Annotated in this window: 15 protein-coding genes; 3 read left to right on the plus strand and 12 right to left on the minus strand. The window is 52.6% G+C overall.

From position 1 onward, the window contains the following. Entirely contained in the window at positions 1 to 516 is a 516-nt protein-coding gene (locus D1823_RS15545; protein WP_117870863.1) for a DUF805 domain-containing protein, read from the minus strand. Between the two features lie 559 nt (positions 517 to 1,075). On the opposite strand from D1823_RS15545, the gene D1823_RS15550 reads away from it, so the two are divergent. Beyond that, positions 1,076 to 1,375: a hypothetical protein gene (locus D1823_RS15550; RefSeq protein ID WP_117872929.1), complete on the plus strand. Its 300-nt coding sequence runs from the start codon at positions 1,076 to 1,078 to the stop codon at positions 1,373 to 1,375. A gap of 217 nt (positions 1,376 to 1,592) precedes the next feature. On the opposite strand, the gene D1823_RS15555 is transcribed toward D1823_RS15550, so the two are convergent. Beyond that, entirely contained in the window at positions 1,593 to 2,315 is a 723-nt protein-coding gene (locus D1823_RS15555; RefSeq protein ID WP_254683748.1) for a hypothetical protein, read from the minus strand. Between the two features lie 338 nt (positions 2,316 to 2,653). Between D1823_RS15555 and D1823_RS15560 the strand changes: the two genes are divergently transcribed. Then, on the plus strand, positions 2,654 to 4,186 hold the full coding sequence (locus D1823_RS15560; RefSeq protein ID WP_117871545.1) for a phospholipase D family protein: 1,533 nt from the start codon (positions 2,654 to 2,656) through the stop codon (positions 4,184 to 4,186). A gap of 104 nt (positions 4,187 to 4,290) precedes the next feature. On the opposite strand, the gene D1823_RS15565 is transcribed toward D1823_RS15560, so the two are convergent. The 8 genes from D1823_RS15565 to D1823_RS15600 form a co-directional block, all read right to left on the minus strand. Beyond that, the gene (locus D1823_RS15565; RefSeq protein ID WP_162896862.1) at positions 4,291 to 4,845 is read right to left on the minus strand and encodes a CIA30 family protein; all 555 of its coding nucleotides are present in this window, start codon (positions 4,843 to 4,845) and stop codon (positions 4,291 to 4,293) included. A gap of 11 nt (positions 4,846 to 4,856) precedes the next feature. Beyond that, entirely contained in the window at positions 4,857 to 5,309 is a 453-nt protein-coding gene (locus D1823_RS15570) for a TspO/MBR family protein (protein ID WP_117870806.1), read from the minus strand. A gap of 13 nt (positions 5,310 to 5,322) precedes the next feature. Beyond that, positions 5,323 to 5,826: an aggregation factor core gene (locus tag D1823_RS15575; protein ID WP_117870809.1), complete on the minus strand. Its 504-nt coding sequence runs from the start codon at positions 5,824 to 5,826 to the stop codon at positions 5,323 to 5,325. Between the two features lie 136 nt (positions 5,827 to 5,962). Next, positions 5,963 to 6,346, minus strand: a complete 384-nt coding sequence (locus tag D1823_RS15580) for a nuclear transport factor 2 family protein (RefSeq protein WP_117870811.1) — start codon at positions 6,344 to 6,346, stop codon at positions 5,963 to 5,965. A gap of 310 nt (positions 6,347 to 6,656) precedes the next feature. Beyond that, positions 6,657 to 8,150: a cryptochrome/photolyase family protein gene (locus tag D1823_RS15585; protein ID WP_117871547.1), complete on the minus strand. Its 1,494-nt coding sequence runs from the start codon at positions 8,148 to 8,150 to the stop codon at positions 6,657 to 6,659. Between the two features lie 3 nt (positions 8,151 to 8,153). Next, positions 8,154 to 9,398, minus strand: coding sequence for an FAD-binding domain-containing protein (locus D1823_RS15590; RefSeq protein WP_117872931.1), 1,245 nt, complete (start codon positions 9,396 to 9,398; stop codon positions 8,154 to 8,156). Then, entirely contained in the window at positions 9,395 to 9,532 is a 138-nt protein-coding gene (locus D1823_RS15595) for a DUF2256 domain-containing protein (RefSeq protein WP_117871549.1), read from the minus strand. Before D1823_RS15595 ends, D1823_RS15590 begins: the two co-directional genes overlap by 4 nt. Next, positions 9,532 to 11,043, minus strand: a complete 1,512-nt coding sequence (locus D1823_RS15600; protein ID WP_117871551.1) for a deoxyribodipyrimidine photo-lyase — start codon at positions 11,041 to 11,043, stop codon at positions 9,532 to 9,534. The genes D1823_RS15595 and D1823_RS15600 overlap by 1 nt, the downstream gene beginning before the upstream one ends. 672 nt (positions 11,044 to 11,715) lie before the next feature. Between D1823_RS15600 and D1823_RS15605 the strand changes: the two genes are divergently transcribed. Continuing rightward, the gene (locus tag D1823_RS15605; protein ID WP_117871553.1) at positions 11,716 to 12,249 is read left to right on the plus strand and encodes a thiol-disulfide oxidoreductase DCC family protein; all 534 of its coding nucleotides are present in this window, start codon (positions 11,716 to 11,718) and stop codon (positions 12,247 to 12,249) included. 174 nt (positions 12,250 to 12,423) lie between these two features. On the opposite strand, the gene D1823_RS15610 is transcribed toward D1823_RS15605, so the two are convergent. Both D1823_RS15610 and D1823_RS15615 read right to left on the minus strand, forming a co-directional pair. Then, a complete protein-coding gene (locus D1823_RS15610) occupies positions 12,424 to 13,494 on the minus strand; it encodes an ABC1 kinase family protein (RefSeq protein ID WP_371415286.1) in 1,071 nt (356 codons plus the stop codon). Between the two features lie 255 nt (positions 13,495 to 13,749). Next, entirely contained in the window at positions 13,750 to 14,223 is a 474-nt protein-coding gene (locus tag D1823_RS15615; RefSeq protein ID WP_117871557.1) for a DUF427 domain-containing protein, read from the minus strand. Positions 14,224 to 14,331 lie beyond the last annotated feature (108 nt).

The following is a 14,331-nucleotide window of genomic DNA, read 5'->3' on the forward strand; positions in this document are numbered from 1 at the left end:
TTAGGAAACAGGTGCGCCGTATTCGTTTGCGCCTTCTTGGGAAGGTCGCGTCAGCCACCAGATCATCAGGATGGACAGAACCAATTGAAGAATTGAGACAACAACAATACCGGTCACGCCCAGGACGGCCGCAGGTCCTCGCAATGCATCGGGGTTTTCGGTCCCTTGCTCCAATACCGAGAAGAACGCCACCCCACCCAGCATAACAAAAAGAGTTACAATGCTGAGCGCCATCGGCAGCAGCAAGTACCAGCCAGGTCGTCCTGTATCATGCAGCCTTCTCCAACCAGCGGCCAGCATAGGTATGAGAACGGCCAGTTGGAAAACAGAGGACAGAACCCGTGATCCCTGCCCTGTTTCGGGGTTGGTCCCGAATAAGATGGTGTCCAGCACAGCTAAAGCAGCACTCACGAGAACCACAAACAAGAAGAACCACCAGTATTCCGAGCGTATAGCCCGACCGGAGAACTGGAAGTATTTCGAGAAACACGTCTTAACGGCTTCACCAAATCCCATCTTTCAATCCCTTCATTGTTTCTGTGCGGCCTCAAATCGCTTCGCCGCTCAGGGGAACACACTCGCAGCTCCCACTTACTTTTTTGTTGAACGCAGAGGCCTATCGTACGAGAGCGTAGAGAAATTTACGCGCGGAAAAAATATTGATTTATGAAAAATTAGATTCAAACATGCGAATTCGACTCAACTTTATTTTACCTCCGTTGTTGTCGGTGTCGCCCGATTTATCGGGCCCTTCCGACTGCTAGAGTGAGTGCTGGCGGTCGGAAGGCCTTTAATAATGATCGAGCGTTGGGAGGACGCGATGCTTAGACTCAACGAACTAGCCCTCCCTCCAGAGTTCGCTCTAGCTTTTTGCAGTGACGCCATTCAGCCATCACGCGTTGTTGGCGGTCTCGGTAGTCAACGAAAAATCGTTCCGCCGACCAAGCCCTCCGCGGCAAGTTTTGGGCAAGACAGTCACAGGATCGAGGTATGTTCTATTGGCTGCACAGACGCGAGAGCTTCAAAAAAGCGCATCCAATTTTACCAATTTCAAGGGAACCAAAGGGAGAAGAAAATGTCTAACAAGATAGTGATGATTGCAGGCGCGACATGTTTCGCACTGCTTGCGGCCTGCGACGACACGAGTACATCAAGCGCGTCCGCCGAGCTCACACCGGCTCAACAGGCATGTTTGCGAGATGTAGCCAACACGACGAACAATTCGCAAGTCGTGGTGCTCTCATCCGCGTTTAGCGAGGCGGGAACACAAGTCACTGTCGGCGTTGGCGAGGATCGTGCTCCTTGGAATTGCATAGCCTACAGTGATGGCGCGACAGCTGGTATCGAGTTCCTGGGCGACGAAGGCGCATTGTAACCTTTCTGCTGTGTAGCTGAAAGCGGCTGCGCAGCACTGGCTTGATCTGCTGAGGTTCGACTTGGTTTGTAGAAAACCGAATTAGCCAACGCAGCGCATAACTCAGAACTTGTGTTTGATGACCCCGTTTCCTCGCTTGATCATCGTTGGCGTACGAAGGTCGCCAAACACCTAGAACATCATGCAATCCGCGCCCGAGGCCAGCAACGTTGATCCTTCAGGCAAGGTGGGTGTGTAGTCGAACGTGACAATCTTCGCTCCGCTGTCGAACGCCACGAACAATTGGTTGGATCCAGGCCTTATGGCAATGCCTTCCGGGTCTGTTCCAAACTCCAACAAGCTTTGCTGGGGCAAGCAGATGGCCATCAGCCGTGAACTCGTACAGGCTGTTTGACCCTTCCCAATCATCAACAATCAACATGTGGCCTGTGCGTGGATCAATCGCGATACCCTGTGCCTCACTCAAGGGAGGAGAGAGCTTCATTGTATCCAACCTCGCTGTCAAAGCATCCTCTGACGTGAACCACGACAACCGTTCGGGATCATCCTCTACGGTCACGATTTGTCTTTTGGCGTTGATCGCGATTCCTTCCGTGTCCACAAATCTACCTTCCAGTTCAAAGGGCGCTCCTAAAGGCTCGACGTCCTTTGTGACTCGTTGAAGGCTGCCAAGGCCATCTCCCAGCAACAAGTGATCCCCTTCAATAGCAATTGCTTTGATCCGGAAGAGATCGTTGGATATGCGTCTCAACTCATTGCCTTGCAACGTGACAAGAACTGCCTCGGGCCCCTCGTTCGCGATCCACAACCCACAAAAGGTTGGGTCGTAATCGAGACTTGCGGGTTGATTTAGCTCGTAGCGCCCGGTTTCGCTGAGCTGCAATGCCATGGCCTGGGAAAACACGGTGCAGATCAGTAAGGCTATGGTCCTCGCAAACACTCAGGATGCTCCTAAAATTTGCACCAGAATGGTGGGGCAGTATCGCGATAGGTCAATACAAAGAGTACCTACACTCCATAAACCAGAGAGCATCACATTATCAGAACAGAGAGACTTAGAACGCGGAAACTGGTTGCGAACGGTTTGGTTCGACGCAATTGGGTTGTGCGAGAGTACTTTTGAACTGAGGTTGCGACAAATTCGCGAACCGACATCGTGGCGATTGTTGGATTTGCGAAATCAACACTAACAAACGAAACAACCTCAGGCTTCATAGAACAAACTTGCAATCGCGTGCTCCGGCGTAGTCACTTAGGACACAGGGTTGGAGGAAGCCGATGGCGAAATGGAAGTTCGTGATTTGTGTTTGTTGCGCGCTGGCTCTTGTCGCTTGCGCTCCAAAAACCCGCACATATGAAAAGACGGTATCGGCTGCGCTACAGGCAAATTCGGGCACAGCTCTGGGCCAGGCGGCCAATCGCCTTGGGGACCCCAAAGACGGTCGGTCAGGCATCAAGCTGATCAGTGATGGAGAAGAAGCGCTTGTATCACGACTGCTGATGGCTGCAGCGGCCGAGCGAACGATAGACGCGCAATACTACCTTCTGCACGACGACCCCACGGGTCACCTTTTTGCGGCCAGTATTTTGCAGGCAGCAGACCGGGGTGTTCGTGTCCGATTGTTGCTGGATGACATGGATACGTCCAGCTATGACGCGATGACGGCCGCATTGGACAATCATGAGAATATTGAAATCAGGCTGTTCAATCCGTTTTGGCGCGATCAGAGCCTATTGTTCGCGGGTCTGACAGACTTCAAACGCATCAATCGCAGAATGCACAACAAGTCCATGACGGCGGACAACGTGTTCACGATTGTGGGTGGGAGAAACATCGGCGCCGAGTATTTTTTGGCACGGAAAGAAATGAACTATGCCGATCTGGATGTGCTGGCCGCAGGCCCTGTTGTACGCGAGGTGTCGCATAGCTTTGACGCTTACTGGAACAGCGAATTCGCCGTTCCGGCTCGTGTGGTTGTTGGAGAACCTAAGGAATTTGACCTTGCTGATGCGCGAGTCCGGTTAAACGAACTGGTCGAGGAAGCGAAGCTAACCCAGTACGGCGCTGCCCTCAGAAAGTCAGCGCAAGAGAACTTCGCGGAAGGAGCCCTGTCACTGGATTGGCTGCCTGCGAAGCTTTATGCTGATCCGCCCGCAAAAGCCGCGGGTCTCGAGAACTCAGGTCCCGTTCTGGCATCTCAATTGTTTCCGTACTTTGAGAATGCCAACAGTGAGGTGAACATCGTGTCCGCCTATTTCGTGCCGCGCAACAACGGTGTGAAATGGCTTACCGAACTTGAGAGCCGCGGTGTTAACGTGAAGGTCGTGACCAATTCGCTTGCGTCTAACGACGTCGCACCCGTTTACGCACACTACGCTAAAAAACGCCGAGCACTTCTACGCGGTGGAGTAGAACTCTATGAGTTGCGACCCGACGCCTATCAGGTCCAGCGCCGGGGTATAAACTGGGCTCAATCAAGGTCAGGCCTACACTCCAAGGCATTTGCAGTTGATGACCGATACTTGTTCGTAGGGTCGTTCAACTGGGACCCACGATCTGTCAATATCAACACCGAGATGGGAATTCTGATTGACTCGCCAACACTGACTGCACAGACCATGAGCGCTTTGGACGACGCTTTACCTGCATACACATATAACGTGACGCTCGAGCAAGATGGTCAGCTTAAATGGACGACAAAAGATGATGATGGCAACATCCTTGAATATCGATCCGAGCCGACAGGATCAGTCTGGGATCACTTAGTTTCTGGTTTTCTAAGTGTTTTACCAATTGGGTCCCAGCTTTAGGTTTATTGGGAGAAACACTGACGGCTTGTCGCCCCACTTGGGGGCGCGACTACACTGAATGGGTTTTCACCCTAGTGTTTTTTAGCCCATCGCTTGGGCGACCTTCAGTAGAAATCAATCTCGCTGACGTCTACGCGGACCTCATGATCGCGCCCGTAGGCAACAACCCCAACTGTGGTGATTTCGTCAGCGACGGGAATAGCGCGCAACATGGCACCTGAAGCCTTGAAGCCTGACAGGGGTAAACTGATTTTGGTCCATTCTTCAGAAGTTGGAAACTCGGCCTGATAGTATTGCCATGGAAGCACTGTGCCACGTGTTCTGAGGTGAACGAAGTATTGCTCGCCGTTCCCTCGGACCAACAGTCTGACGCCTGATACACCCTCATCTGGCCGATCAGGCAACTTGCGTCGGAATTGGATGAAACCGCCGTTGTTTTCTGTACTGACGGTTCCGGTCAACCGCGCGAATGCAACATTACCTTCCGAACTAAACTGCACCTGCCCTGAAGAAACTCCGCCCATGACAGTGTCGGCAACGTAGTCCCAACGCGTCTCCGGAGACTTGGAGAAGTCTTCTGCAAGTTTTTCATCAGCCTGTGCCATTGTAGATCCGATGATATAAAGACTTGAAACAAGCCCAACAAATTTGGCACGCATATTGTTCCTTCTCAGTTCAGTATTGCAATGGAAAGGTTCAGTGCCGCGGCAAATGCGACCCATGCAAAGTAAGGCAAGAAGGCCAGTGCGGAGACCCGATCCGAGTTCCTGACCCGAGCGATGAACACGACGATGACAATCAGCAACGCGACAATGACCACAAGGGCAAACCACGGCAGTTGCAGTACAAAAAAGGTTGGGGACCACAAAAAATTCAGAGCCATCTGTGCCCACCACAGCTTCATGGCAGCCGAGCTTCGGTCTGTTTCGAACTGACGCCAACCCGCCATGGCGATCAACACATAAAGCACCGTCCAGACCGGGCCAAATATCCAATTTGGTGGATTGAAAGCAGGTTTAGAAAGCTGCGCATACCAATCGCCAGGTGCGGTCAGTGTCCCGATCAGGATGCCGCCTCCCAACATGAGCGCGAGAAATGCTATGCGGATCAACAAATTCGACATTGCGGGACTGCTTTCAGCAATCCTTGGTCGTCACGTTGACAAGCGCTTCGGAAGAGAAGGTTGCAGTACTGGTCTTATCCGCATCGGAATAAGACACCGTGGCGCCTTCTATCTCCGACCCTGTTACGGTGATTTCGCGTTGCCCGATGGTGTCATCCACATCGATGGTAAAGGCGAGTTTATCCCCGACTGCGAGGGAGGCGATCTGAAGTTCAATTGAATCTTGCCCGTCCACGACCGCTGGAATTTGCCGCAGAGCATCCGCACCCTCAACGAATTCGAGAGGTTGAAAGACCTCTACGCCTGCACCTTTTTCGGTAACGTCGAAAATCAGACGTCCGGCAGATTGCGACAAGTCGATTTTGAGGGTCGAAGCTTCAACTTCGCACGTTCCGACATTTGTCAGAACAAAACGGTCCTTGGGTGCGCCTTCTATAAAGCGAATTTGTACACCAGCATGAAGCGAAGTAGCTGCAAATAGTCCAAGGGTCGCTGCAAGAATACTCTTCGGGAGCATATTTATCTTCTTTCTAAAAGGTTCTTGATAGATACGCTTCGGCGGGTTTCTTGGATCAGACTTATGACTTTTGACTATCGTGGCTCAGCCGGCAGGAGTCTTCAAAGTTCCATGCACAGTAGTCACAACGGTTAAGTCAAAACATGCCATTTTCATTCGCGCTGTTTGCTGGAATTTCCTGAAGAACATCCCAGTGCTCGACAACCTTACCATCAGCATCCAGGCGAAAAATATCGATCCCTGCGTACTCGAGACCATCGGGCCAGATTTGGTGGCAATGCAGAATAACGTGGTCGTCTTCGGCAAACGCGCGTTTGATGTCCACTCGCTTTCCGGGGTGTTCGGCAGCCATGCGCTCGAAATACTCGACAAAGGCTTGCTTGCCGTCGCCAACATGCGGGTTGTGCTGCGTATAGGTTTCACCAACAAAGGTCGCTATGGCCTCGGCAGGTCGACACTCGTTGAACATCATTTCGTAGAAAGCGATGACGTTTTTCTTGTTTGTTTCGAGGTCCGGCATGCTGATCTCCAAATCGGTGTTTTTCTACCCAAAACCGTTGGCTCGTAAAGCACAGAAAACAAATAATAAGAATCTCGATCAATAGTTGGGAAAAGTAACGAGCTTTTTTGCGTTCCAACTATTTCGAGGATTTGCCAGTTAATCGGTATCCTCGAAGTCGATATGAATATGATTTCCATCAGGATCGGCCACATGGATTTGGATCATGCGGGGCACTGGGACTTCGGTTTTGCGATACTGCATCTGACGTGATGCCAGTTTTTCTTCAAATGGTCTCAATCTCAGTCATGCGCTGCCATAAAGTCCACGCTCATGTCATCCGTCGCAAAAAGGCTTCAGCCGTCGTGACATGCTTATTTTTGACCTCTGGCGACATGCGCCCAGCCGTACGGCACATCATCGCCCAACGGGGATTGCCAGCAAGTCTATCGGTGTGTTTCAGGATAAAGCGCCAATAAAGCCCGTCCCATATGTCGGACCAAGGCCCTTTGCCCCAATGGCTCATTTTGCGAACATAGTTTGAACCGGAAAAGTACGGTTTGGTGGTGATTAACCCGCCATCGGCATGCTGGCTCATCGCGTAGGCATTTGGTACCATCACCCAATCATAGCTGTCGACGAACATTTCCATGAACCACCGATAGACATGGTCCGGATCAAGCTCACACAGAAACATGAATCCGCCCAGTACCATAAGGCGTTCAATGTGATGGCAATACCCGGTTTTGAGCACCCTTTTGATCGTGTCGTCCAGCGGATCAACACCAGTGGTCCCATCGTAGAAAGAGCGGGGTATGGGGCGGCGATGGCCCCAATGATTTTTTGTGCGCATCGGCACACCAAGGTCCTCATAACTCGCGCGCATAAACTCGCGCCAGCCAATGATCTGGCGGATGAAACCTTCTACCGAATTCAGGGGAATGCCCTTGCGATCCGCATGCGCCAAGGTAGCGTCCAAAACTTGTTTCGGCGTTAACAATCCAATGTTCAAAGCAGGCGTGAGAACGCCATGCCATAGCCAGTTTTCGCCCTCAACAATGGCATCTTCATAGTCGCCAAAACGTTCGAACCGCCGCTCCAGAAACTGCGCCAGCCAGTCGGACGCAGCTTTGTGTGACGTTGGATAATACAACGTTTCCAGGCTGCCTAATGCATCTGGAAAGTCAGCAATAACGCTCGCTTTTGCGGCTTCATCAACTGCGTCATGGTCAGGCCAGTCGATCCACGGAAGGTTGCCCAACAACGCCTTGGGTACTTTTTTGCGGTTTTCTTCGTCAAAGCTCCATTGTCCTCCGGTCGGTTGCCCGCTGTCCATCAACACATTCAAGCGGCGGCGTTGGCTTTTGTAGAACTCAGCCATGAGCCAACGTTTTCGACCGGCAAACCAATCCAGATTGTCGGCCCGAGTGTTCAAAAAGCCAGGCGATGGCTGGATATCGAGTGTGATATCGGTTTTGCCAGCCGCCGCCCGTAAACGCCTTTCTGCAATGAAGTCTACTGGATCAGCCATGATTACTTGGCTGACACCGCGATCACACAGACTCTGAAACAGTCGCAGACATGCGCCCGGCTGCCGCTCAAAGGGCCATATCGCGGCATCGATGCCCTTGGCAACCAAGCCATCGCGATAGCGCGCCATAGAGGCGCGGTGCAGCCAAAGCTTTTGCTTGTGCATCGTTGCGGGGTAATAGGCATCGCCAAAGAACAGAGGGTCTTCGAAAAGCACAACAGTATCTGGCTGGGCGGCCAGACCCGGGTGTTGGGTAAACAATTGGTTGGGGAGCAGAAGGACGGCAGAGGACACGGGCTATGGCCTTTTTTGGGTGGCTAGGTTCATTTCGCCTAAGAACGATGGGTTCTTCTTTCGAAGGCCGAAGAATCCGGCCCTTGCATGAGGCCATGTCATAGCGTCGTACGGCCGCATTACCCTGTTCAATGATAGGCCTGCGTCTCTCAATAAAGGTTCCGCACGATCCATCCTTGACCGGGAGGGACCGACAGGCGCATGGGCTGTTGCAATGGTCGTGACACCCGCATTCCGTGCTGCATCGATCAGCGGACCACTCCAGTCGTCAGCTGGTTTCGCGATTTTTCCGTGGTGTTCTAGAGCGCTGCTCATCGCGCCGGTGGCAAAATCCTGTACGACGTGCCCAATCGGGTTTGGGGACCGACCATGCGTCGCCAAAAGTCCAATCGCGGCAGCAGGCGATGTCGGCATTGTGCAGTCACCTGACAGATCATCCTCCGTCAACAGTAACAGGTAAGGGCTTTCTGTGGGCATGTGGGGGCTTGAAAGGGGAATGAGCGGGTGATCTACCGGCTCGGTCAGCGGTTCTGCAGATTTGGCCAGGCCTCTCGGTTGAAACCGTCCTTCGGTATATCTGTCAATATTGTCAGCGCGCGCGAGGTAGTTTTTGCCTTTTGTGTGCAATCCGCCAACCCACCGCCAGCTCAGCGTGTTTGACGCGGGATCGCCGTCCAACAAGTGTCGTAAAAAGAAATCCGCGCCAAGCTGCCAAGGTATGCGGAGTGTAAAAATCCAAATTGAAGCAAACCACATGCGCGCATGATTATGAAGGTAGCCAGTCGCCACCAGTTCCCGCGCCCAATGATCGAAACAGTCGATGCCGGTATTGCCGTTTACTGCATCGTTGAAGCGCATCTCCAGGCCCTGATCATTTGCTAGTCGCTTACAAAAACTCAACAAGTCCCGCTGATACAGTGCCCAAACGCTGGGCCTTTGTTCCAGCCAGCCCTTGAAGTAAGTGCGCCAAAACACTTCTTGCACGAACTTTTCGGCCGCGTTGGAATGATGTGACGCTAAGACCCTTGTCAGTACCGCTTTCTCCGTTATCAACCGGTGGCGAAGCCAAGGTGACAAACCCGATACATTGCTGCGTCGCCCGGTCCCAAAATCGTAGTTCCGCGTACTTGTATAATGCCGACCAGTGCGGCCCATGAACTGCTTCAGCCTTTCCAGACCATTGGTGCGTGTAGGTTTGAAACTGATCGACTCTTTCGCTTCAGGAAGTTCTGGAAATTTCTCGGTCATGCGGCAGACCTGCATTTTTTCGAGCAGTATTTCACTTCATCCCAAACGTTTTCCCATTTCTTGCGCCAGGTGAAAGGGCGCCGACAGACCGGGCAGTTTTTTTGGGGTAAATCGGCTTTTTTCCGCATTTTCATCACTGGTCCCCCAAAGGCAGGTCGAGTTGCTTTTGATCTTGAGGCGCCCGCGCGACTTCGCGAGCATTCCGCGTGGTCTTTCGGCTAGCGTGTTTTGTCGCGATGGCTCGTGCTTCGGTGCGAAACTCCGCACTTCGGCGGACGCCCCAAACCCGCTCGCGCGCGGCCTTGGCTGCCGCGAGATGGTCAAAAACACGCTCTGGATAAAGCTTTCCAAGAAATTGTTTCGCGTTTTGAGCCCTCCAAGGTTCGTGGATATGCTGATCTGCGACTTGGGACAATTCCGGCACCCATGTCCGAATGAACACGCCTTTTGGATCCTGATCATAGCCCTGCTTAACCGGATTATAGATGCGCACAGTATTGATGCCGGTGGTGCCTGATTGCATCTGAACCTGGTTCCAGTGAATGCCCGGCTCATAGTCGGTAAACATGCGCGCCAGATGCGCACCCGGAGCCCGCCAATCCAGCCAGAGATGATAACTCGCCGTGGCCATCACCATTGCGCGCATCCGAAAGTTGAGCCACCCCGTTGCTTGCAAGGACCGCATGCATGCGTCCAGAAAAGGATATCCCGTTTCGCCTTTGGACCATGCGGCAAGTAGTTCGGCATCTGGGGCATTCGGTCGAAGACCGTTGTAAAGTCGATGCAGATTTTCAAACTCAATCCGGGGTTCATCCTCAAGTTTCTGAATAAAATGGCAATGCCAATGCAATCGGCCCGAGAACGAGCGAATTGATTTGCGCCAGTCCTTTGCGTGGGGTGGCAATCTGCGCCTCTGCTTTTCAGTAGCTTGCGCAACCTCGCGCATCGAAAGCGCACCCCAAGCCAGGTAGGGTGATAGCCGCGAACACGCAACGGCTCCCTCCAAGGGGCTGGACATTTCGCGTTGGTATCTTTTGCCACGGTGGGTCAGAAAGCTGTTCAGCCGTTCCAAACCCGCATTTCGTCCACCAGATTGACGACCAACGCACAGATCATCCCGCAAGCCGAGGTCGCGCGCCGTGGGAATATACCCTGGTTCTATGTCGATGTGCTCTAACGCAACTGGTGGAGAAACGGGCCGAGCCATAAACCTATCCCAACGCTCCGCCCAGCCGTTGCGAGACTTGAGCCTGCGAAAAACACCGTGGTTTTGCACTTCGTGCCACAGCACACCGTAATCCCTGCACCATGCAGCGACCTGACGGTCCCGCTGATACGTCCAACTATTTCCTGTTTCCTCGTGTGACCAAAGCGCGTCAATTAGACCACGATCTTTCAACTCGGAAAGGACCGACATAATTTGCCCGGTGCGCACAACAAGTGGCTGGCCCAGTTTCCCAAGGTCTTTTCTTAACCCAGCGATTGTCTCTGCAACAAAGTCCCACTGCCGTGTTGACGCGTCGAGTTGGTGCCAAAGTTCCGGTTCAACCACATAGAGCGGCAAAACTGGCCCTACCTCAGACGCTTGCGCTATTGCCGGATGATCATACACCCGTAAATCCCGTTTGAACCAAACGACCTGCACGATACCTCCGTTTTTCAAGTGTAGTACGTATGGCCACAAAAAATGGATCTTTGTTCCAGTCTCCTCCGCATTTCGCTGGCGACGTGGCTTTTGCAAAGGCGTCATTTGCCTTCGACACTTGAAGGTCGGAAGTTGGCGCGAACTCACTGATGAGCGCCTGGCCGGGAGTATGAGACCTAGGCGAAGGTGACATTGTTTAGTGACGGCGCCGGGCCCTAAAACACCAATCAAACAAATGGGTTAGCACAACTTAGTTTTGTTCGAATTTCTGATTTCCAAGTAAACGATAACGAGACAACCTCGACGATCTGTACGTCACCAAGCTCTGTCGCGGGGATGGCGGCGAACTCCAGAACATCCACCCCGAAAGAACTGAAATGGGAGAAAGATATATTCAAGCGGAACCATCTTGTTCGCGCGTCCAAAGCGGTAAGCTAGGCTCATGCAGTTTTTAGCTTCTTCGATCATGCGCTACGGAAATCACTGAACTTGTTTGATTGTCCTAGTCGATCTCCAGTGACGGCAATTTTTCAGTACTCTTCGGCAAACAGCGAGATAACTACAAGCCTCGGGCCTCATTTAACATATTTGCCTGTGCACCTGCAATTCGGGCGAAGCTACGTTTAAGTTTGACTGGCAGCATCCCAAGTTGCGGCTTCATAACGCATCTGTATGCAGCTGCTGCACCCTCGTTTCTTCGGTTTTTGCGCTAGCTCTTGCAAACGTACAGGCGAAACCCAAGAGGCGAGGTCAAACAAAGTGTTCAAAACAGACAACGCTGAGGTTGCGCTCACATCTGATGACGCCGATCAATCCTTTACTACGGTGTACTACGACGGATCTTGCCCGCTTTGCTCCGTTGAGATCGGGCATTATGCTTCTTGCAAGGGCGCTGAGCGCCTGCGGTTTGTCGACGTCTCAAAACCCAATGCTCGTATTGGTGTAAATCTAACGCGGCAAGAAGCAATGGATCGATTCACTGTGCGTCGACCAGATGGAGAACTTGCATCCGGTGCGCGCGGGTTCACGGAACTCTGGGGTAATTTACCCAAATGGCGTTGGCTAGCACGTGTGGCAGGCTTACCGGGGGTAACGCCTCTTCTAGAGCTTGCATACCGGGTTTTCCTGCCCCTAAGGCCGACGCTTTCGAGGATCGCTTCTTGGTTCGGAGCGAAGCCGGTTGACAGGACGGGTTCGTCGACATGATCAACCTAGACGATGGTCATTTCTAAAGGCTTGATTGGCTCGTTAAAGGAGTTCTCGAATCCGCACTTGGCAACACTCGCGCCGTACTCGCGCTTCGTCTTGGGTTGGTCACGCGTATCAGTGACGCAGGTTTGTTATTTTTCGGCTTGTTGGTTTTGAGTTAATTGTGATCGTTCAGATGACATACTTTTCAAGCAGCGTCTTCAAAGGCAGCGAAGCACTCAATCGAGTGGCCAACATGAACATCCCCCCAATCTTTCGCTGAAGGTAAAGAATGTCCATTGGCATTTGGGGTGGGGCATACCCGGCCGCAGCCAGGGCCATACCTTCTTTGTTCAGGTGGTTGGAGAGCTTTCGGTCAGTAAAATCAAATTCATTCGCGGATAGGATTGCGGCGAAAACACTGCGGATCATTCCCAGGATCTGGTCGTCGAACGGGCCATCACCTTCAACAAGCTTCAATTGGATGGCGGCGTTACGAAGTGCTGCGTCATTTTCAAGTAAGCCTGCACGCAGCAGGTGCACATACCCGTCTATTGCAGATGATTGCAGTGCTCGGGTTGCGCCAAAATCCAAAAGACTAATCTTCCCATTTGACGCGTCGTATCGGTAGTTGGCAAAGTTCGGATCGCTTTGCATGATACCGAACTCGAAAATCTCGCGCAGCGTGAGCTTGACCAAGGCCTCGGAAACTCGATTGCGTTCCTCACTGGGTGCATCTCTCACCGTTTCGATGGAGCGACCTTCCAGAAAGGACATCGTTAGAACTTCTGGCGTGCTCCAATCTGGATAGAACTCTGGGATTTCGAACGCTTCATCGCCCTGCAATAGGTCAGCAAAACAGCGCATGTATTGCCCCTCGCGTTCATAGTCCGTTTCTTCATGTAATTGACTGCGCGCCTCTTGGATATACGGAGCCATATCAAAGCTTTTGGGAAGCAGACCTGACATACGAACCAGAGTGGCAACATTGGCCACATCGCTGTCGATACTGCGCGCGATACCGGGATATTGCACTTTGATCGCCACATCGCGCCCGTCTCTAATAGTTGCACGATGTACTTGCCCAATGCTCGCTGCCGCTATGGGCCTTACATCGAAGGTTTGGAAGGAGTTTCGCCAATCTGAACCCCAGGCTTGGTTCAGGACGTCACGCAATTGTTTCGGCGGCATGAAATGCGCCTGATCTCGCAGACGCGCCATGATTTCTGCCAGTTCAGCCGGTAAGACCTCACCTGCATCCATCGAAATCAACTGACCCACCTTCATCGCGGCCCCTCGCATGCGAGCAAGCCGATCCGCGATCCGTGTCGCGTTACCCGGTGTCATCAACAAACCACGCATATCGGGTCGCGCACCGCGACCGATCTCTCGCAGGGCGCGTACTGCCACGTTCCCCGCAATGCCTGCCGTCATGCTGCTCAAACCGGCAACTCGGACCAAACGGCTTGTAGGAACAGCCAAAGGGGTAGGCGAGGATTTAGGGTCGGGCATCAATTCTCACCAAAACTCGGTTCCAGGAGAGCCTTTGATGCGACCCTTTAAGTTCTCGGTGGCCCAGCCTCCATAGAAGTTCCCGGGTTGCGGGATCACACGGTGCTCACCAACAAAACAAGCGTCCATAAGTCCGGGGTAAAAGGCGAGATAGCCCTTAATCTGTTCAAATCTGGTGGTTGGTGCACCATAACTCCACGCAGCTTTCTTAGCCGCGGCCGCCCCGCTCTGAACGTCCCAGTAACTCGCAACACCCTTCCACTCGCAGTACGATTTACCCAAGGCCTTTGTCAGAACGGCATCAATTGTATGCGGTGGGATGTAGTAAGTTGGGGCGTGGTGAGTTTCGAGAACCAGAAACGCCTGATCGGTTTCCACGATTGTTTCACCGCCGAACTCTACTCTTACGGTACGCGGCACCGCCCGCAGCGCAGGTGGCCGCGGATAGTCTTGAACGTCTTCAGTTGTCAAAGCTGTCATTGCGGACTCGAAATGTGTATTCGGCTGTTCTTTCTGTGAGGTAGCGCGCCGACAGCGTTATTCTAGCGAGATAGCTTTCAACGCATGGCAGGTGAACTTGCACCAAAA

The organism is Ruegeria sp. AD91A (assembly GCF_003443535.1).
Lineage (GTDB): Bacteria > Pseudomonadota > Alphaproteobacteria > Rhodobacterales > Rhodobacteraceae > Ruegeria.